Origin of the sequence: Shinella zoogloeoides, assembly GCF_022682305.1 — a bacterium.
Lineage (GTDB): Bacteria > Pseudomonadota > Alphaproteobacteria > Rhizobiales > Rhizobiaceae > Shinella > Shinella zoogloeoides_B.
The window spans coordinates 1,978,554-1,996,268 of record NZ_CP093528.1 but is presented as its reverse complement, the minus strand read 5'-3'; the positions used below and the strand labels follow the sequence as shown (position 1 = coordinate 1,996,268).

The 17,715-nt window shown below is 65.3% G+C and carries 18 protein-coding genes; 9 read left to right on the top strand and 9 right to left on the bottom strand.

Annotated features, from left to right (window positions below):
* Positions 1-265 precede the first annotated feature (265 nt).
* Entirely contained in the window at positions 266-2,371 is a 2,106-nt protein-coding gene (locus MOE34_RS10170; RefSeq protein ID WP_242223371.1) for an OmpA family protein, read from the top strand.
* A 64-nt stretch (positions 2,372-2,435) separates the two neighbouring features.
* On the opposite strand, the gene mobB is transcribed toward MOE34_RS10170, so the two are convergent.
* From mobB to moaA, 5 genes are all read right to left on the bottom strand, one after another.
* The gene (mobB, locus tag MOE34_RS10165) at positions 2,436-2,954 is read right to left on the bottom strand and encodes a molybdopterin-guanine dinucleotide biosynthesis protein B (RefSeq protein ID WP_242223369.1); all 519 of its coding nucleotides are present in this window, start codon (positions 2,952-2,954) and stop codon (positions 2,436-2,438) included.
* On the bottom strand, positions 2,951-3,586 hold the full coding sequence (gene mobA / locus MOE34_RS10160) for a molybdenum cofactor guanylyltransferase MobA (RefSeq protein WP_242223366.1): 636 nt from the start codon (positions 3,584-3,586) through the stop codon (positions 2,951-2,953). The genes mobB and mobA overlap by 4 nt, the downstream gene beginning before the upstream one ends.
* A 73-nt stretch (positions 3,587-3,659) precedes the next feature.
* Positions 3,660-4,565: a DMT family transporter gene (locus MOE34_RS10155; RefSeq protein ID WP_242223364.1), complete on the bottom strand. Its 906-nt coding sequence runs from the start codon at positions 4,563-4,565 to the stop codon at positions 3,660-3,662.
* Positions 4,566-4,651: 86 nt separating this feature from the next.
* On the bottom strand, positions 4,652-5,287 hold the full coding sequence (locus MOE34_RS10150) for a DUF1176 domain-containing protein (protein WP_242223362.1): 636 nt from the start codon (positions 5,285-5,287) through the stop codon (positions 4,652-4,654).
* 20 nt (positions 5,288-5,307) lie between these two features.
* Complete coding sequence (gene moaA / locus MOE34_RS10145; RefSeq protein WP_242223890.1) at positions 5,308-6,294, bottom strand: GTP 3',8-cyclase MoaA; 987 nt, start codon at positions 6,292-6,294, stop codon at positions 5,308-5,310.
* Between the two features lie 200 nt (positions 6,295-6,494).
* On the opposite strand from moaA, the gene MOE34_RS10140 reads away from it, so the two are divergent.
* From MOE34_RS10140 to MOE34_RS10125, 4 genes are all read left to right on the top strand, one after another.
* A complete protein-coding gene (locus tag MOE34_RS10140) occupies positions 6,495-6,869 on the top strand; it encodes a gamma-butyrobetaine hydroxylase-like domain-containing protein (RefSeq protein ID WP_242223360.1) in 375 nt (124 codons plus the stop codon).
* A 35-nt stretch (positions 6,870-6,904) separates the two neighbouring features.
* A complete protein-coding gene (locus MOE34_RS10135) occupies positions 6,905-8,731 on the top strand; it encodes a monovalent cation:proton antiporter-2 (CPA2) family protein (RefSeq protein ID WP_242223359.1) in 1,827 nt (608 codons plus the stop codon).
* A gap of 70 nt (positions 8,732-8,801) precedes the next feature.
* Positions 8,802-9,368 (top strand): TMEM175 family protein, encoded by a 567-nt coding sequence (locus MOE34_RS10130; protein ID WP_242223358.1) that lies wholly within the window; start codon positions 8,802-8,804, stop codon positions 9,366-9,368.
* Positions 9,369-9,383: 15 nt separating this feature from the next.
* A complete protein-coding gene (locus MOE34_RS10125; protein WP_431522425.1) occupies positions 9,384-10,595 on the top strand; it encodes a low temperature requirement protein A in 1,212 nt (403 codons plus the stop codon).
* Between the two features lie 99 nt (positions 10,596-10,694).
* Here the strand turns inward: MOE34_RS10125 and MOE34_RS10120 are convergent, their stop codons facing one another.
* Entirely contained in the window at positions 10,695-11,168 is a 474-nt protein-coding gene (locus MOE34_RS10120; RefSeq protein ID WP_242223887.1) for a MarR family winged helix-turn-helix transcriptional regulator, read from the bottom strand.
* Between the two features lie 48 nt (positions 11,169-11,216).
* Here MOE34_RS10120 and MOE34_RS10115 point away from each other — a divergent pair, with 48 nt between their 5' ends.
* From MOE34_RS10115 to MOE34_RS10100, 4 genes are all read left to right on the top strand, one after another.
* The gene (locus tag MOE34_RS10115; RefSeq protein WP_242223357.1) at positions 11,217-12,125 is read left to right on the top strand and encodes an alpha/beta hydrolase; all 909 of its coding nucleotides are present in this window, start codon (positions 11,217-11,219) and stop codon (positions 12,123-12,125) included.
* A gap of 72 nt (positions 12,126-12,197) precedes the next feature.
* Complete coding sequence (locus MOE34_RS10110) at positions 12,198-12,806, top strand: pyridoxamine 5'-phosphate oxidase family protein (RefSeq protein WP_242223356.1); 609 nt, start codon at positions 12,198-12,200, stop codon at positions 12,804-12,806.
* A 74-nt stretch (positions 12,807-12,880) separates the two neighbouring features.
* Positions 12,881-13,267: a hypothetical protein gene (locus MOE34_RS10105; RefSeq protein WP_242223355.1), complete on the top strand. Its 387-nt coding sequence runs from the start codon at positions 12,881-12,883 to the stop codon at positions 13,265-13,267.
* A gap of 16 nt (positions 13,268-13,283) precedes the next feature.
* A complete protein-coding gene (locus MOE34_RS10100) occupies positions 13,284-14,051 on the top strand; it encodes a M15 family metallopeptidase (protein ID WP_242223885.1) in 768 nt (255 codons plus the stop codon).
* A 4-nt stretch (positions 14,052-14,055) separates the two neighbouring features.
* Here MOE34_RS10100 and MOE34_RS10095 read toward each other — a convergent pair whose 3' ends face one another.
* From MOE34_RS10095 to fumC, 3 genes are all read right to left on the bottom strand, one after another.
* Positions 14,056-14,703, bottom strand: coding sequence for a L,D-transpeptidase (locus MOE34_RS10095; protein ID WP_242223354.1), 648 nt, complete (start codon positions 14,701-14,703; stop codon positions 14,056-14,058).
* A gap of 318 nt (positions 14,704-15,021) precedes the next feature.
* Complete coding sequence (locus MOE34_RS10090) at positions 15,022-16,092, bottom strand: GGDEF domain-containing protein (protein WP_242223353.1); 1,071 nt, start codon at positions 16,090-16,092, stop codon at positions 15,022-15,024.
* A gap of 167 nt (positions 16,093-16,259) precedes the next feature.
* Positions 16,260-17,708 (bottom strand): class II fumarate hydratase, encoded by a 1,449-nt coding sequence (fumC, locus tag MOE34_RS10085; protein WP_242223352.1) that lies wholly within the window; start codon positions 17,706-17,708, stop codon positions 16,260-16,262.
* Between the last annotated feature and the right edge of the window lie 7 nt (positions 17,709-17,715).

The window sequence follows — 17,715 nt, the reverse complement described above, 5'->3', positions numbered from 1 at the left end:
GCTTGGGCTGGATAATCGTCCCGTTTCCGCCCAAAAATCAACTGTTTTTCCGCCGTTTTTCCGCCCGCTTTCCCCGACAGTTTCGCGCCCGCCCCTAGTCATGTCGGCGGCGGGGCCTATCTGGCCCTTCCATGGCGGGCGTTCAGCCGAGGTTCAGGCGCGTATGGCTAGGGCTTTGCAGGAAGACGGGCGATTTGCCGGCCGATGGAAAAATCGGTAGGCAGCCCTCGAAATCAACAAGACGGGACACCGTGAGGACAAAACGATGACTTTCCGCTCAAGACTTTTCGCAACCGTGGCGCTGCCGGTGCTGTCGGTATCGCTGGTCGCAACGCCGACCCTCGCCGACGCCCTGATGAAGCCCTTCGAGGTTGCGCAGGAAAGCTCCGGCCCCACGGAGGAGGAGCTTCTCCAGCAGCAGCAGGAAGAGCAGCGCCGCGCGGCCGAGGAAGAGGCCCAGCGCCAGGCCGAGGAGCAGCAGCGTCAGGCTGAAGAACAGCAGCGCGCCGCCGAAGAGGAAGAGCAGCGTCAGGCCGAGGAACAGCAGCGTCAGGCTGAAGAGCAGCAGCGCGCCGCCGAGGAAGAAGCCCAGCGCCAGGCCGAAGAGCAGAAGGCCGCGGAAGCAGAGGCTCAGCGCGCGGCCGAAGAGGAAGCGCAACGCCAGGCCGAGCAGCAGAAGGCTGCCGAGGAAGAGGCCCAGCGTGCCGCCGACGAAGAGGCGCAGCGTCAGGCCGAGCAGCAGAAGGCCGCTGAAGAGGAAGCCCAACGCGCCGCCGATCAGCAGAAGGCTGCCGACGAGGAAGCGCAGCAGGCCGCCGAGCAGCAGAAGGCTGCGGAAGAAGAGGCCCAGCGCGCCGCCGAAGAGCAGCAGCGTCAGGCCGAGGAACAGCAGAAGGCCGCCGAGGAGCAGCAACAGCAGACCGAGGAGCAGCCGCAGCAGCCGGCGGAAGAACAGCAGGCCGAGCAGCCTGCCGGGGAGCCGCAGGGCGAGCAGCCGGCCGTCACCGAAGAGGTTCCGGCTGAACCGGCGACCGAGCAGCCGTCCACCGCCGAGACCGGCGAGGCTCCGGTGGTGGTCGTGCCGGAGGTGGTCGACACCCTGTCGGAAGAGCAGAAGCAGGAAATCGCGGAAGATCCGGGCAAGACCGACGAGACGGTCGTGCTGCCGGTCGAGAACGGTGCCGCCGTGCTCGACAGCGACAAGGACGCCGACAATCTCGGCGGCCAGACGAGCCGCGAGGAGCGCCGCAAGCAGCGCGAGGAGTTGCGGGCGCAGGAAGAGGTTCCGCTTCCCGATTCGGATGTCTCGGCGCAGGCCGCGATTTCCGAGGAGGTCCGCGAGGCCGTGCCGCAGAAGATCGAGGCCGCTATCAAGGAAGAGGGCAAGCGCCTCGACGCCGCGCCCGTCTTCGAGGTGCCGCAGACGACCAACATCATCAACAACACCGTGATCAACAACACGGTCGTCAACAACACCGTCAACAATAACGTGGTGAACAACAACATCACGCGGGTGGACGTGGTGGAGAAGATCGACAACCGCACGGTCCTGTCGGTCGGCGACCGGCTGTTCGTGCGTGGCGACGACCGGCCGCGCCTGCGTCGCGACTCGGAAGAGGTCTACTATGACAACCTCGCCCGCGGTCGCACCCGCGAGACGATCGTTCGTCCCGGCGGCGTGCAGATCGTGACGATCTACGACCGCTACGGCGACATCATCCAGCGCTCGCGCGTCGGCCGCGATGGCCGTGAATATATCATCGCCTATGCGCCGGAACGGGAAGACGATGCGCCGCGTGCGGACTTCGTGGACGTCGGCTACGAGCTGCCGCCGATGCGCCTTCGTATTCCGCTGCGCGACTACATCGTCGACACGTCGAGCGAGCCGGACCGGGATTACTATGACTTCCTGTCGGAGCCGCCGGTCGAGCGTGTCGAGCGCGTCTATACAATCGACGAGGTGAAGCATTCCGCCCGCCTGCGCGACAAGGTGCGTCGTATCGACCTCGACACGATCACCTTCGCCACCGGCAGCGCCGAAGTGCCGATGTCGCAGGCCCGCACGCTGCGCAAGGTGGCCGAGGCCATGGAGAAGGTTCTGGACAAGGATCCGGGCGAGACCTTCCTCATCGAGGGCCATACGGATGCGGTCGGTTCGGACAAGTCGAACCTCATCCTGTCCGACCTTCGCGCCGAAGCGGTCGCGAACCTGCTGACCGAGGTCTACGGCATTCCGCCGGAAAATCTGCAGACGCAGGGCTACGGCGAGCGCTTCCTGAAGGTGCGCACCGACGCCGCCGAACAGCAGAACCGCCGCGTCACCATCCGCCGCGTCACGACGCTGGTGCGTCCGGTCGCCAACGCGAACTGATTTTTCGGGTTACAAGGAAACAGGAGGCCGCGGGAGAAATCCCGCGGCCTTTTCGCATCAACGCTCAGGCGAGGTTCGGGAGGCCCGTGATCGCCACCACGAAGTCGGCGATGGCGGCGGTGTCGTCGAGGTCGAAGACGGGGAGCGTGGTGTCGGTCACCGGATGGTCGGCGGCGATGGCGGCGATATGCGGGTCCTCGGGGGCGAGCGGCGTGCGGTTGGCCGATTGCAGCCGGCGCGCCTCGATCTTGGGAATCGGCTCGCGCTTGTAACCTTCGATGAGCACGAGATCGCAGGGGGCGAGGCGGGCGAGGATTTCCTCGAAGGAGGGTTCCGGCGCACCACGCAGCTCATGCATGATCGCGTAGCGCGTACCGGAGACGATGGTGACCTCGTGTGCGCCAGCCTGGCGATGGCGATAGCTGTCGGCGCCCACCTTGTCGATGTCGAAATCGTGGTGGGCGTGCTTGATGGTCGAGACGCGGTAGCCGCGGGCGACCAGTTCCGTGACGAGGCGTACGGCAAGGCCCGTCTTGCCGGAATTCTTCCAGCCCGCAATGCCGAAGATCTTTGGTCGTGTCATCGTTCCAGTACCCGCAGCCAGGTTTCCGCCGCTTCGAGGTCTTCCGGCGTGTTGATGTTGAAGAAAGGGTCGAGATCGCCTTCCGTCGTCTCGACGGGCGGGAAGTCCACCGCCCGCGCCCGGTGCCGCTCCATGTAGCTGCGCATCCGCAGCGCGCCGCCGCCGGAAAGCCAGGCGGCAAGGTCGTCCGCCAGTGCGACGGGCCAGAGCGCGAAGACGGGATGCGGGCCGTCCGCCGAGCGGGCATGGACGATGCGCCCGGGCGTATCGACGGCCTCGGCCAGCCGTGCGACGAGGTCGGTCGGGAAGAAGGGACTGTCGGTCGGCACCGTCGCGATATGGCTCGTCTCGGGATGGAAGCGGCGCGCATGGTCGAGCACGGCGAGCACGCCGCCGAGCGGGCCGGAGCGCGTCGCATCGAGATCGGCGAAGACCGGCAATTCCTCGCCGGGTGCGAACAGGATGGGGCCGTTGGCGTTGACGGCGAGCGTGGATACCTGCGGGCGCAGCCGCCGGGCGGCGCGGTCGATCAGCGCCATGCCGCCGAGCCGTATGCGCGCCTTGTCCTGTCCCATGCGGGAGGACAGGCCGCCGGCCAGGATCACGCCCGGTATCGCTTCGTTCAATGCCATTTCGCTCCCGCGGACATGCTTGCCTTCCCTTGGGTCTAGTCGCTCCGGATGGCCGCGGCAAGGGATGAGAATGTCACGGGGATTCGGGTTTGGAGCGCTGCGCCACGGCCTTCGTGCGGCGCAGGTTCTCGCGGTAGAAGGTGTAGAGACCGGAGGCGACGATGACCAGGACGCCCACCGTCATCCAGAAGTCGGGCACTTCGCCGAAAAACAGGAAGCCGATGGCGATGGCCCAGATGAGGCTCGTATAGCGGAAGGGGGCGATGAAGGAGATTTCGCCGGTCCGCATGGCGGTGACGAGCGTCTGGTAGCCGACGAGCAGCAGGGCGCTTGCCAACGCCAGCCGCATGAGGACATCCGGCGGCACCGGCCGCCAGCCGCCCATCGGCACGACGAGCACGCCGCCGACCAGGGTGATGACCACGGCCGTGACCGCGCTGACGAAGATCGAGGGAACGTCGCTGCGGATCCTGCGCGTTGCAAGGTCGCGCGCCGCCGCGCCGATGACCGAGGCGATGACGTAGATCGCCGCCATGGAAAAGCCTTCCGGGCCGGGGCGGATGACGATCAGCACGCCGGCGAAACCGGCCGCGATGGCGAGCCAGCGCCGCCAGCCGACTTCCTCGCCGAGGAAGAGCGCTGCGCCGAGCGTGACGGCGAGCGGTAGGGCCTGGAGAATTGCCGAGGTGTTGGCGAGCGGCATGGCGCCGAGGGCGGAGACATAGGCGAGGGAGGCGAAGACCTCCGAAACCAGGCGTAGCGCTACGGCCGGCTCCAGCACGATCCGCCAGGAGCCGAGCGCGCCCATCCACCTTGCGATGAAAAGCACGAGCACGCTCGTCATCAGCCCGCGCAGGAACAGGATCTGGCCCGTGTTCATGGCGTGGGTGACGGATTTGACGAGGGCGTCGTTACAGGTGAAGGCGGCCATGCCGACCGCCATGTAAAGCGCGCCCCGGCCGTTCGAGTTGGTATTCATGCGGGTGATTCCAAGCGTTTTCCACCCCTAATAGGCCCGATGGGCGGCATTTTCCACCGGGTAGCCGACAAGGCGCGCTCGCTACGCTATTTCCCGGCCTCGTAGACGACATAGCTTTCGGCTGCCGGGTCCGGGTCGCCGTAGGTGGGATCGACCTCGAAACGGGTCAGGATGAAGTCGCCGTTGCGGAACAGCCATTCGCCGCTGTCCCAGGCATCGCCGATGCCGCGCCAGGCGGCATGGCTGGTGATGGCGCGGGTCTTCTCGTCGAAGCTTGCGTTGACGAGGAGGCCGGTGGCGCGGAAACCGCGAACCTTCGGGTCGGCTTTCAGCCTGCTCATCTCCTCGTCCGCATAGGCATAGTCTAGATCGGGCGTGGCGAAGGCGACGAGTTTCAGTGATTCCTCGTCGCTCTTCTTCAGCACGAAGGCATGGCGGATATTGTAGGCGCCTGAGCCGCAGAAGAGCTGGTATAGGACGGCCTCGACCGCGTCGCCGTCGGGATTGTAATCCGGCTTGTAGGAGAAGCGGTAGACAGAGTGCCCGTAGTTCTCGTCGTCCGGGCCGGCCATGGGGACGTCCTCCATGCCGTTCATGTCGCAGTCCGTGCCGAAGGCGGCTTTTGCAAGCGCTTCCGCCGCCGCGATGCCCTCCGGGCGGTCGGCGGCAAGGCCGGGCATGGGCAACGCGGCGCAGAGGAGGGCGGCCAGCAGGACTTTCACCGGAACCTCGCTTCGGCGGGTCAGCCGCCCGTGACGCTCATGTGGCGGGCGACGGCCGGGCGGTTGCGGCGGTCTATGATGAAGTCGTGACCCTTCGGCTTGCGGCCGATGGCCTCGTCGATCGCCTGCGAGAGCAGGGCGTCGTCGTCGGAGGCGCGCAACGGCAGGCGCAGGTCGGCCGCGTCGTTCTGGCCGAGGCACATATAGAGCGTGCCGGTGCAGGTGAGGCGGACGCGGTTGCAGCTTTCGCAGAAATTGTGCGTCATCGGCGTGATGAGGCCGAGACGGCCGCCGGTCTCCTCGACCGTCACGTAGCGTGCGGGGCCGCCGGTGCGGTAGGCATTTTCGGTGAGCGTGAACTCTTCGGCGAGGCGGGCGCGCATTTGCGAGAGCGGAAGATAGCGGTCGGTGCGGTCTTCCTCGATCTCGCCCATCGGCATGGTTTCGATGAGGGTGAGATCCATGCCGCGGCCATGCGCCCAGCGCATCAGCTCGGGGATCTCGCGATCATTGAAGTCCTTCAGCGCCACGGCGTTGATCTTGATCTTGAGGCCGGCCGCCTGTGCGGCGTCGATGCCCTCCATGACCTTGGAAAGCTCGCCCCAGCGGGTGATCGTCCTGAATTTTTCCGGGTCGAGCGTATCGAGGGAGACGTTGATGCGGCGGACGCCGCAATCGACCAGTTCCGCCGCGTGCTTGGAAAGCTGGGAGCCGTTCGTCGTCAGGGTGAGTTCGTCGAGGCGGCCTTCATGCACATGTGCGCCGAGTTCGCGCACGAGATGCATGATGTTCTTGCGCACGAGGGGTTCACCGCCGGTGAGGCGCAGCTTGCGCACGCCCTTGGCGATGAAGGCGGAACAGAGCCGGCTCAATTCCTCCAGCGTCAGGAGGTCCTTCTTCGGCAGGAAGGTCATGTTCTCCGCCATGCAGTAGGTACAGCGGAAATCGCAACGGTCCGTGACGGAGACGCGCAGATAGGTGACGGCGCGCCCGAAGGGGTCGATCATCGGCGCTTGGGACTGCGCGACCGGATTCGCGCCATTCCAGGTTCCTGCATACGAATTCAAGCCACATCCTCCTTACCGACATGTCGTGCGCCAAGGGCGCGGCGTCAAGCCGATGCGACGATTATGACAGCATTTTCAGCCTTGCACATCCCCCGCATGCGGCATAGTCCTTCGCGAAATCCAAGGGAAAAGGATCCGGCATGAGTGACCTCTGGCCCACCGAACTGCGCGTTTCCAAGGACCGCCAGCGCCTCGTCGTCACCTTCAACGACGGCGCGAGCTTCGATCTTTCCGCCGAACTGCTGCGCGTGCGCTCGCCCTCCGCCGAGGTGAAGGGCCATGGGCCGGGGCAGGAGGTGACGGTGCCGGGCAAGCGTAATGTCGCGATCATCTCCATGACGCCGACGGGCAATTACGCCGTGCGCATCGGCTTCGACGACTTTCACGATACCGGCATCTACACATGGTCCTATCTCCGGGAACTCGGGGAAAAAGGCGCCGAGTTCTTCGCGGACTACGAGCGCGAGCTTGCGGAGAAGGGCATGAGCCGCGATATATCCGAAAAGCCGCGGTAACGGCCGGGCATCCAATCGGGAAACGGGAGAGGCCCTTGGCGGCGGAAGCGAATGCAAACGATCTGACCCAGGTCGTGGTGCTGCTGGCGGCGGGCGTCGCGGCGGTGCCTGTCTTCAAGAAGATCGGCCTCGGCTCGGTGCTCGGCTATCTGGCGGCGGGGCTGGCGATCGGCCCCTTCGGCTTCGGCTTCTTTTCCGATCCGCAGGCGATTATCCATGTCGCCGAACTCGGCGTGGTGATGTTCCTGTTCATCATCGGCCTCGAAATGCAGCCCTCCCGGCTTTGGGGCATGCGCAAGGACATTTTCGGCCTCGGGGCCTTGCAGGTGCTTGCCGCCATGGCGGCGCTGACGGGCATCGGGCTTTCCTTCGGCTTTCCGCTCATTCCCTCCTTCGTCGCCGGCACCGGCTTCGTTTTGACCTCCACCGCCATCGTCATGCAGATGCTGCAGGAGAGGGGGACGCTCTCGACGCTCAAGGGCCAGCGCATCATCGCCATCCTGCTCTTCGAGGACCTCGCCATCGTGCCGCTGCTCGCCATCGTCACGCTGCTCGGCACGGGCGCGGCGGCGACGGATGCATCGGAGCGCTGGCTTTCGATCGGCATCGCCGTCGGCGCGCTCGTCGCGCTGGTGCTGGCCGGGCGCTACCTGCTCAACCCGCTGTTCCGGGTGCTCGCCGCCTCCGGCGCGCGCGAGGTGATGACGGCGGCGGCGCTGCTCGTGGTGCTCGGCTCGGCGCTCGCGATGCAGGTCTCGGGCCTTTCCATGGCGATGGGCGCGTTCCTTGCCGGCGTGCTGCTGTCCGAATCGGCGTTCCGCCACCAGTTGGAGGCCGATATCGAGCCGTTTCGCGGCATCCTGCTCGGCCTCTTCTTCCTCGGCGTCGGCATGGCGATCGACCTGACGGTGATCGCCGCCAACTGGAAGCTCGTGGTGGCGAGCGTCGTCGGCTACATGATCGCCAAGACGCTCGTCATCTATATCGTCGCCCGTCTCGTCGGCACCTGCCACGGCGAAAGCCTGGAGCGCGCCGTGCTGATGGCGCAGGGCGGAGAATTCGCCTTCGTGCTCTACGCCGCGGCCGTTGCCGCCGGCATCCTCAATGGCGAGCAGAACGCCATCCTGACGGCGACGATCATCATCTCCATGGTCCTGACGCCGCTGATGGTCATGCTGCACGATCGTTTCGCGCCGAAGCCGCAGGTCTCCATCGAGGGGCTGACGCTGCCGGAGAATGTCGAGGGCACGGTGCTGATGATCGGCTTCGGCCGCTTCGGCCAGATCGTCAGCCAGCCGCTGCTGGCGCGGGGCTATACGCTCTCGCTGATCGACAAGGACGCGGAATTCGTGCGCGATGCCTCGGATTTCGGCTTCAAGGTCTATTACGGCGACGGCGCGCGCATCGACATCCTGCATGCGGCGGGCGCGGCGACCGCGAAGGCCATCCTCATCTGCATCGACGACAAGGAGGCCGGGGTGAAGATCGCGGAGGTCGTGCACGAGGAATTCCCGCTTGTGCCGCTTCTCGCCCGCGCCTATGACCGCGGGCACGCCATCGACCTCGTGCATGCGGGCGTCGATTTCCAGATCCGCGAGACCTTCGAATCCGCCATGATGTTCAGCCGCGAGACGCTGAAGGCGCTCGGCGAGGACGAGGAACTGGCGGCGGAGGTGGTGGAGGAATTCCGCGATACCGACCGCGAGCGTTTCGCGCTCGAGACGGTCGGCGGCATCTATGCCGGCCGCCAGCTCATCCGCGGCAACGCGCAGCCCGCCGATATCGTGGCGGCGCGCACCGGCAGGGAGCGTGCGGCCGCGGAGGAGGAGCGCCAGCGCCATGCCGAGGATGGGGCGAATTGATGTTACGCAATCTCATGTAGCGACTCAGCGCAGCATGCGGCATGTCTAATGAAAAGGACATGAGGCGCGCATGAACAAGGGACGTCTGGAAGCCTTCAGCGATGGCGTGATCGCCATCATCATCACGATCATGGTGCTGCAGTTGACGGTGCCGAAGGAGCCGACCTTCGCGGCGCTGCTGCCGCTGATGCCGGTCTTCCTCGGCTACCTGCTCAGCTTCGTCTATGTCGCGATCTACTGGAACAACCATCATCACCTCCTGACGGTCTGCGACAATGCCAGCGGCAGCGTGCTGTGGGCGAACATGCACCTGCTGTTCTGGATGTCGCTCATTCCTTTCGTCACCGCCTGGATGGGCAACAACCCGGCAGCAGCGATCCCCACGGCGCTCTACGGGGCGATCCTGCTGCTTTCGGCCATCGCCTACGAGATATTGCAGGTGCGTATCGTCGCCGTGCATCCGGATGCCGCGCGGGTACGCGATGCGCTGGGGCGGGATTTCAAGGGGCGCTTCTCGCCGCTCTTCTATCTTGCGGCAATCGGGCTTGCCTTCGTCTCGCCGGTGATCTCCCATCTCATCTATGCCGCCGTCGCACTGCTCTGGATCGTGCCCGACCGGCGGCTCGAGCGCCTTTAACCGAAAGGATCCGCCATGACGGCGATGAACGACGACCGCTTCGCCCAGTCCGCGTTCCTGCGCGCGCGGGGAACCGCCAGCGAGGGCAAGGTCGCCTTCGCCGAACTCTTCTTCGATCTTGTCTTCGTGCTGACGATCATCCAGCTTTCCCATTCGCTGGCCGCGCATTATTCGCCGCTCGGCCTCGTGGAGGCGGCGATGCTGATGCTGGCCGTCTGGTGGGTGTGGATCTACACGACCTGGGCGACGAACTGGCTGGATCCGGACAAGGCGCCGGTTCGCCTGCTGCTCTTCGCGCTGATGTTCCTCGGGCTGATGCTCTCCATCGCCATCCCGACGGCCTTCGGCGCGGGCGGGCTGCTCTTCGCGCTCACCTATGTCGCCATGCAGATCGGCCGCTCGGCCTTCACGGCCTATGCCATGCGGCGGGACTGGCCGGAGAACAGCCTGAACTTCACGCGCATCACCGTCTGGACCGTATTTTCCGCCGTGTTCTGGCTTGCCGGCGCCTTTGTCGAGCACGAGGCGCGGCTGGCGCTCTGGCTTGTCGCCCTCGGCATCGAATATGCCTCGCCGGCGCTCGGCTTCGCGGTGCCGGGCCTCGGGCGCTCGACGGTGAGCGACTGGCAGGTCTCCGGCGAGCATATGGCGGAGCGCTGCGCGCTCTTCGTCATCATCTGCCTCGGCGAGACGATCCTCGTCACCGGGCGCACGGTCGCGGCCATGGAACTGCTCGACGGCTTCACCGTCGTGCTCCTGGCCGTCGCCTTCCTCTCGACGGCGACTATGTGGTGGATCTATTTCCGCTTCGGCCATGGCGAGGCGGCGCACCTGATCGAGCATTCGGCGACGCCGGGGCGCGTTGCCCGCATGGCCTTCACCTATGCCCATATCCCCATCGTCGCGGGCATCGTCCTTTCGGCGGTGGCGGAGGAGTTCGCGCTCGCTCATCCGCATGGCCATGTCGACTTCAAGACGGCGAGCGCCATCATCGGCGGGCCGGTCGTCTTCCTTCTCGGCAATATCTGGTTCAAGGCGGCGATCCGCGGCCGCTCGCCGCTGTCGCACCTTGTCGGCATCGCTGTGCTGCTGGGCCTCTCGCTGGTCGCGCCTGCCGTCGAGCCCTACCAGCTCTTCATGGCTGCCGCCGCGGTGCTGTTCGGCGTCGCCGTCTGGGAGTTCCTGTCGCTGAAATCGACGCGGGCGGACGATGTCGCGGCCGTCTAGAGCATTTCCAGCCGAAGCGGGATCGCTTCGGCGTCGGATAATGCGATAAAAACAAAAACCTAGAGCATTTCCGGTGAACCGGAGTTCACCGGAAATGCTCTAGGCCTCGTCCCCGTCCGTCTCCATCGTCTGGAGAATGTGGATGATGTCCTCAATCGCCTCGGCCACCTGAAGGCAGCGGTCGGCGGGCGTCTGCGACATGATGCGCTCGATCATGCCGGTCTGGATGTGCATCGCCTGCATGGTGAGGTCTCGCCCGGCATCCGTCAGGGACAGGCGCAGCACGCGCTTGTCCTTTGCGTCGGGCCGGCGCTCGATCAGGCCGCGCTTTTCCAGTTGCGGCAGCAGCATGCTCATGTTCGAGCGGCCGACGAGCAGCTTGCGGGCCAGTTCCTGCTGGGAGATGCCGTCGAAGCGGTAGAGGTTGATCAGGATGTCGAGATGCGGCGTCTTGATGTCGAGGTCGGCGATCGCCCTGGTCATCGCCTGCTGCATGAGCTGGCAGGCGCGCGCAACACCAATCCAGCTTCGAAAGCGCGGATGATCCCAGGGGAAGGCTTGATTTTTGTTCATCATTGTACTTTATTGTTCAGCATTGAACATTTTTTACGGATTCCCACTATGGCATCCTTTGGCTTGAAGGTCATCCGGCTCGCGCTTTCGGGCGTCGCCAAGGTTTCTCCTCATGCGGCCGGCCGCGCCGCCTTCCGCCTCTTTGCGACGACGCCCGGCCGCAGGCCGCGCACGGCGAAGGAGAAGGAGCTGCTGGCCCGTTCCGACGGCTGGATGCGGCAGGCGCAGCGCGTGGAGCTGCGCTTTGCCGGCGGCACGGCCGTCGCGCACCGTTTTGCCGCGCGGCCGTGCGAAGCCTTTGCCGGCCGGGTGCTGGTGGTGCATGGCTGGGGCTCCCGGGCGGCCTATCTTGCGGCCCTGACGGAGGGGCTGGTCGCGGCCGGGCATGAGGTGGTCGCGCTCGATCTGCCGGGCCACGGCGCTTCGCGCGGGCGCACGTTGACTTTGCCGATGGCCGTGCGCGCCATCGATGCGGCCTGGCAGCGCTTCGGCGGCTTCGATTATTTTTGCGGCCACTCCTTCGGTGGTGCGTCGCTCGCCTGCGCGGCGAGCGGCCTCGTGCCCTCGGTGCCGGCCCACCGGCCGCGCCGGCTCGTCACCATCGGCTCGCCCAGTGAAATGACCTGGCTGTTCAAGGACCTCGGGCGGCTGCTGAAGCTCGATCCGAAGGCGCAGGTCGCACTGGAGGATCATGTGGAGCGCATCGCCGGTGCGCCGCTGTCGGCCTTCGACGCGGCGAACGGGGCAGGGCGGCTGAACGTGCCGATGCTCGTCGTCCATGCCGAGGATGACAAGGAGGTGGCGGCGGGCCACGCCCGCCGCTATGCCGCCTCCGGTCCCAATGTCACGCTCGAATGGGCCAACGGCTTCGGCCACCGACGGATCGTTTCGGCCGAGCCGGTGATCGGCCGCATCGTCGATTTCCTGGCGGAGGACGGGCGGCGCATCGCCGCCTGAGGGGCTTTGCGTCCCGTTGATGGCATGCGAGGGTGCGGTGCGCCGGAACAGGGCAGCGCACGGGAGAAGAGCATGACCATCGTCACCTCGGTCGAAGAACTGAATGCGCTCTACGGCGAGCCGGGCGAGGCTTCCCTGGTCAAGGTCACGGATTATCTGCTGCCCGAATATCGCACGATGATCGAGGCTTCGCCCTTCATGGCGCTCGCCACCGTCGGGCCGGAAGGGCTTGATTGCTCGCCGCGCGGCGATGCCGGATCGGTCATCCATGTCGAGGACGAGCGCACGCTGATGCTGCCGGACTGGCGCGGCAACAATCGCATCGATTCGCTTGCCAACATCGTGCGCGATCCGCGCGTGGCGCTGATGTTCCTCATTCCCGGTTCCGGCACGACCATGCGTGTCAACGGCCGCGCGGTGGTGCGTGTCGACGAGGCGATCACGCAGCGCTTCGTCATGGATGGCCGGCACCCGCGCTCGGTCGTCGTCGTCTCCGTCCAGGCGGTCTATCCGCAATGCGCCCGGGCCGTTCTGCGCGCCGACCTCTGGAACCCCGAAAAATTCCGCGATCCCTCCCTCCTGCCGACGGTTGGGCAGATGCTCGCCTCGGTCAGGAAGGATTTCGATGGCGGGGTCTATGACAGGGAATGGCCCGGCAGGGCCGCAAAAACCATGTGGTGAGGCGGGCGGGCGAATATCCTGCCCGGCCGGTCCGTCTAGACAGGGAACGGCTGCGGCCGAATGGGGAGCAGGACATGCGGGCAGGACTTTTTGCGGCGGCTTGCGCCGCGGTGTTGACGATTTCGGCGGGCGCGGCGCGGGCGGACGAGCTGCTGGAAAGCTACAGCGCCTATATCGGACAGGACGATCTCTATAACTCCTACGACGAGCGCCTGACGCAGCCCTGGCAGGTCATCCGCCAGGACCGCGCCAATGTGCATCGCTTCGGCGTCCGCCAGCCGGGCGACGATGTGGACGGTTTCTTCGCCTCCGCCCGCAACCGCGAGCTTGCCGAGCGCATGATCCGCAACGGTACGATCGAGCGCCGCGCGGCGCGCGCCCTGTTGAACGGCGACGTTCGTATCCATGTCGAAATCTGGCGCGGTGGCGATGGCGACTATATCAACGTCTCGGTGGACTAGGCGCTGCCTTGCCGTGATGGCTGCGCTGGCGGCCGGTCTGTCGTCGGCCGGCGCCGCCGAGCCGGACCTTGCGGCCCGCCTCAAGCTGCTGGTCGCGGCCTATCCGGAAAGCCTTGCCAGCGTAGAGGGCAACAGGCTTGTCTTCCACGACGGCGGCCCGCCGCTCATGATCGATGACGGCAAGGCCAAGGATCATCAGGCGGCGCTTGCCGCCGGAGATATCGAGGATAGCCTGCGGCAGCTCTATCCCCTCGGGGCCTGCGACAGGAAACCGGCGATCGACGACGATCCGGGCCGCGTCCGCAGCGATGCGCTGATGATGCGGCTCTACGGCAACTCGGCAAAGGCGGTGGAGGCCGACCTTGTCGCCGTCGACTGGTTCGGCGAAATGCTGCGCGTGACCAGGCGGCAGGGTGCGGCGGCGGCTCTGGAAAAGGTACGCGACGCGCTTGCTGAAAAGCCCGGGCTGAAGCGCTATCTCGCTCCCTCTGCCGGAACCTTCAACTGGCGCAAGGTGTCCGGCGCGCCGAACATGTCGGTTCACAGCTTCGGCGCGGCCATCGATCTCAACACGAAATTCGCTGACTACTGGATCTGGTCCGGCGGCAAGCCGGGCAGGGTGCCGAAATACGCCAACAAATATCCGCTGGAGATCGTCGAGATCTTCGAGCGGTACGGCTTTGTCTGGGGCGGGCGCTGGTATCACTATGACACCATGCATTTCGAATATCGCCCGGAACTGGTCGCCATAGCGAAAGCGGCAGGCGCGTCGGCCTGCCGCTGACCGTTCAGTCCCTGACAATCACCGTGGCGCCCGTCGTGACCTGCGCATAGAGGTGCTCGACGTCCTCGTTCGCCATACGGATGCAGCCCGAGGATTGCGCCTTGCCGAGCGAGGACGGCTGATTGGTGCCATGGATGCGGTAGATGGTCGAGCCGAGATAGATGGCGCGCGAACCGAGCGGGTTGTCGAGGCCGCCCTTCATGGAAACCGGCAGGACCTTGCCCTTCCTGGCTTCGCGGGCGCGCATGTCCGCCGGCGGCGTCCAGGTCGGCCATTCGGTCTTGCGCGTCACCTTTTCCGAACCGGTCCAGATGAAGCCCTCGCGGCCGACGCTGACGGCGTATTTCATGGCGAGGCCCGAGCCGAGCACGTGGTAGAGGCGGCGTTCCGAGTTGTCGACCACGATGGTGCCCGGGGCGACGTTCTCGGTGAAGGTGACGAGTTCGCGGGCGATGGGGGCGCGGGAAACGGCGGCAATCTTCTTTTCCGACGTCACCGGCTTGCCGCCGGACAGAACCTGCAGCCAGCCCGTCTTCTGCGCGGAGGAGGAAAGCGAAGCGAGTTCAGTCCGGCCGTTCGTGTTGTCGGCGGCGATGGCTGCGCCGGCGGTGGCGAGAAGGCCTGCGGCAAGGGCGATGGCGAGCGTTTTCATTGTCCTGTCCCCGTTTGAAGGGCCGGGGCTTGCGTGCCCGGCGTCGTGTTCCGATGGGGATGTTTTAGGGCAGCGCCGCGCGCGCCGATGTTCCGGCGGGAACAGGCCTCAGAAGGGCTGTATCCAGACGAGGCTGCTCAGCATCAGGACGGCGATCATCATCATTTCGAAAAATCCGGTTTGCATGGCTACTCCTCCTGCCGCGAAAACGCGTGAGGGGCGCCGTGGTTCCACCGGGGCCGGCGCTTGGAGGGGGATTCTTCGCCAAAACGCAAAACGGCGCCGCTGGGGCGCCGTTTCGGGAGGGTTCGCTCCGGTCTACTTGCGATAGATAAGCCAGCTCTTGGCGAAATCCTTCTTCATGCCGTCCTCGAACACCACGACCCGGTTGCGCCCGCCGTTCTTGGCGCAGTAGAGCGCGATATCCGCCTTGGAATAGAGTTCGCCGGGACCTTCCGCCCAGGACGCCATGCAGAAGCCGAGCGAGATGGTGATCGGGCCGTAATTGACGCCGGTCTTGGAATTCTTGAAGGGCGTGCTCTCCAGCGCGGCGCGGATGCGCTCGGCGATGCCCATCACCTCTTCCTCGGTGTTGCCTTCGACGATCATCGCGAATTCCTCGCCGCCGGTGCGCGCCACGAGGATGTCCTTGCGCACATGGGCGCGGATCAGGCTGCCGACGGAGGCGAGGATCTTGTCGCCGACCGGGTGGCCGTAGGTGTCGTTGATCTTCTTGAAATGGTCGATATCCGCCAGGATCAGCGCGGTGACGTTGCGCGACATCGTGGAATTGTAGATCGCCGAGAGCTTGTCGTCGAAGGCGCGGCGGTTGGAGAGTTGCGTCAGCGAATCCGTGTTGGCGATGCGCTTGTATTCGTCCAGCTCCTTGCGGACGTTTTCCATCTCGCGCGACTTCTGCGTGACGTTCTCCACCATCTCCTTGCCCTGGGTGATGGTGTCGCCTGTTGCCTGCGTGAGGACGTTGATGACGCCCTTGATGATGTCGACGCTTGTGCTGTTCTTGGCCGTGATGCGCACGAAGGTCTCGTCGAGCAGCTTGTTGTAGCTTTCGAGCGAGGTCTGTTCCTGCTTGAGAAGGCGCAGCAGGCTTTCCAGTTCGGTGGCGATCTTCAACTGGACGCCGTCGATGGAGGTCGCGGCGTGGTGATGGCCGAAATACTGCGCCCCGATCTCGTCCAGCTCCTCCTGCGAGGCCTTGTTGCCAAGAGCGGCAAGCTCGCGCGTCAGCTTGGGATTCGAGCCGATATAGGCCTCGTAGAACAGCTCGTAGTTACGCGGGATGGGAGAAACGCTCATTATGCGCATGGCATAGGTCACCTGCGCCGCGATATCCGGCACCTGGACCTTCTGCGCAACTGCCGTGGTCATGGCGGCTTCTCCTGCTTGTCCGCGTTGGCTTGCATTCCCTAAAATAAGGCGAAAATGCTTTGAGAATGATTAACGGTTGTAACTGCCGTTACGGGAAGCAGAAAGGAAAAAAGGCCGCAAATCCAACGATCTGCGGCCTTTCTGGTGGAATATTCGGAAAATCTTCCTCAACCCGGCATAATCATTTTTTCCGGGCGTACAACTTCGTCGAACTCCTCGTTCGTGACATAGCCGCCGCCGACGGCCTCCTCGCGCAGCGTCGTGCCGTTCTTGTGCGCGGTCTTGGCGATCTTGGCGGCGTTGTCGTAGCCGATCTTCGGGGCGAGCGCGGTGACGAGCATCAGCGAGCGGTTGAGTGCGGCCTTGATATTGTCCTCGCGCGCCTCGATGCCGACGACGCAATTGTCGGTGAAGGAGATCGCGGCGTCCGACAGGAGCTGGACGGACTGCAGGAAGTTGTAGGCCATCAGCGGGTTGAAGACGTTCAGCTCGAAATGGCCCTGGCTGCCGGCGAAGGTCAGCGAGGCGTGGTTGCCGAAGACCTGGGCGCAGACCTGGGTGAGGGCTTCGCACTGGGTCGGGTTGACCTTGCCGGGCATGATGGACGAGCCGGGTTCGTTTTCCGGCAGCGCGAGTTCACCGAGGCCCGAGCGCGGGCCGGAGCCGAGGAAGCGGATGTCGTTGGCGATCTTGAAGAGCGCTGCGGCGGCTGCATTGATCGCGCCGTGCGAGAAGACCATGGAGTCATGGGCGGCGAGCGCTTCGAACTTGTTCGGCGCGGTCGTGAAGGCGATGCCGGTGATCTTGGCTATGTGATCGGCGACCTTCTCGGCAAAGCCGACCGGCGCGTTGAGACCCGTGCCGACGGCGGTGCCGCCCTGGGCAAGTTCGCAAAGGCCCGGCAGCGTCAGCTCGATGCGCTTGATGGCGGAGGCGACCTGGGCGGCGTAGCCGGAGAATTCCTGGCCGAGGGTCAGCGGGGTCGCGTCCTGCGTGTGCGTGCGGCCGATCTTGATGATGTGGCTGAAGGCCTTCACCTTGGCTTCGAGCGCGGCATGCAGGTGCTTCAGGGCGGGCAGGAGGTCGTGGACGATGCGCTCGGCGCAGGCGATGTGCATGGCCGTCGGATAGGTGTCGTTCGACGACTGGCTCATGTTGACGTGGTCGTTCGGATGCACCGGCTTCTTGGAGCCCATGACGCCGCCGAGCATTTCGATGGCCCGGTTGGAGATCACCTCGTTGGCGTTCATGTTCGACTGGGTGCCCGAACCCGTCTGCCAGACGACGAGCGGGAAGTGATCGTTAAGCTTGCCGTCGATGACTTCCTGCGCGGCGGCGACGATCGCGTCGGCGAGCTTGGGGTCGAGGCGGCCGAGTTCCGTATTGGCGCGGGCGGCGGCCTGCTTGACGATGCCGAGGGCGCGGACGACGGACAGCGGCTGCTTTTCCCAGCCGATCTTGAAGTTGCCGAGCGAGCGCTGGGCCTGCGCGCCCCAATAGCGGCTGTTGTCCACTTCGATGGGGCCGAATGTATCCGTTTCCGTGCGCGTCGATGTCATTTTGCTTCCCGCTTTAAGCCCATGCGCTTCGTCCAGCCGCCGGTGATGCCGCCGCATGGGGCGC

Excerpts from the sequence above, each read along its gene's own strand:
- MOE34_RS10170 (WP_242223371.1), top strand. The coding sequence starts at position 266 with ATGACTTTCCGCTCAAGACTTTTCGCAACCGTGGCGCTGCCGGTGCTG.
- mobB (WP_242223369.1), bottom strand. The coding sequence starts at position 2,954 with ATGACACGACCAAAGATCTTCGGCATTGCGGGCTGGAAGAATTCCGGC.
- mobA (WP_242223366.1), bottom strand. The coding sequence starts at position 3,586 with ATGGCATTGAACGAAGCGATACCGGGCGTGATCCTGGCCGGCGGCCTG.
- MOE34_RS10155 (WP_242223364.1), bottom strand. The coding sequence starts at position 4,565 with ATGAATACCAACTCGAACGGCCGGGGCGCGCTTTACATGGCGGTCGGC.
- moaA (WP_242223890.1), bottom strand. The coding sequence starts at position 6,294 with ATGATCGACCCCTTCGGGCGCGCCGTCACCTATCTGCGCGTCTCCGTC.
- MOE34_RS10140 (WP_242223360.1), top strand. The coding sequence starts at position 6,495 with ATGAGTGACCTCTGGCCCACCGAACTGCGCGTTTCCAAGGACCGCCAG.
- MOE34_RS10130 (WP_242223358.1), top strand. The coding sequence starts at position 8,802 with ATGAACAAGGGACGTCTGGAAGCCTTCAGCGATGGCGTGATCGCCATC.
- MOE34_RS10125 (WP_431522425.1), top strand. The coding sequence starts at position 9,384 with ATGACGGCGATGAACGACGACCGCTTCGCCCAGTCCGCGTTCCTGCGC.
- MOE34_RS10120 (WP_242223887.1), bottom strand. The coding sequence starts at position 11,168 with ATGAACAAAAATCAAGCCTTCCCCTGGGATCATCCGCGCTTTCGAAGC.
- MOE34_RS10115 (WP_242223357.1), top strand. The coding sequence starts at position 11,217 with ATGGCATCCTTTGGCTTGAAGGTCATCCGGCTCGCGCTTTCGGGCGTC.
- MOE34_RS10110 (WP_242223356.1), top strand. The coding sequence starts at position 12,198 with ATGACCATCGTCACCTCGGTCGAAGAACTGAATGCGCTCTACGGCGAG.
- MOE34_RS10105 (WP_242223355.1), top strand. The coding sequence starts at position 12,881 with ATGCGGGCAGGACTTTTTGCGGCGGCTTGCGCCGCGGTGTTGACGATT.
- MOE34_RS10100 (WP_242223885.1), top strand. The coding sequence starts at position 13,284 with ATGGCTGCGCTGGCGGCCGGTCTGTCGTCGGCCGGCGCCGCCGAGCCG.
- MOE34_RS10095 (WP_242223354.1), bottom strand. The coding sequence starts at position 14,703 with ATGAAAACGCTCGCCATCGCCCTTGCCGCAGGCCTTCTCGCCACCGCC.
- MOE34_RS10090 (WP_242223353.1), bottom strand. The coding sequence starts at position 16,092 with ATGACCACGGCAGTTGCGCAGAAGGTCCAGGTGCCGGATATCGCGGCG.
- fumC (WP_242223352.1), bottom strand. The coding sequence starts at position 17,708 with ATGCGGCGGCATCACCGGCGGCTGGACGAAGCGCATGGGCTTAAAGCG.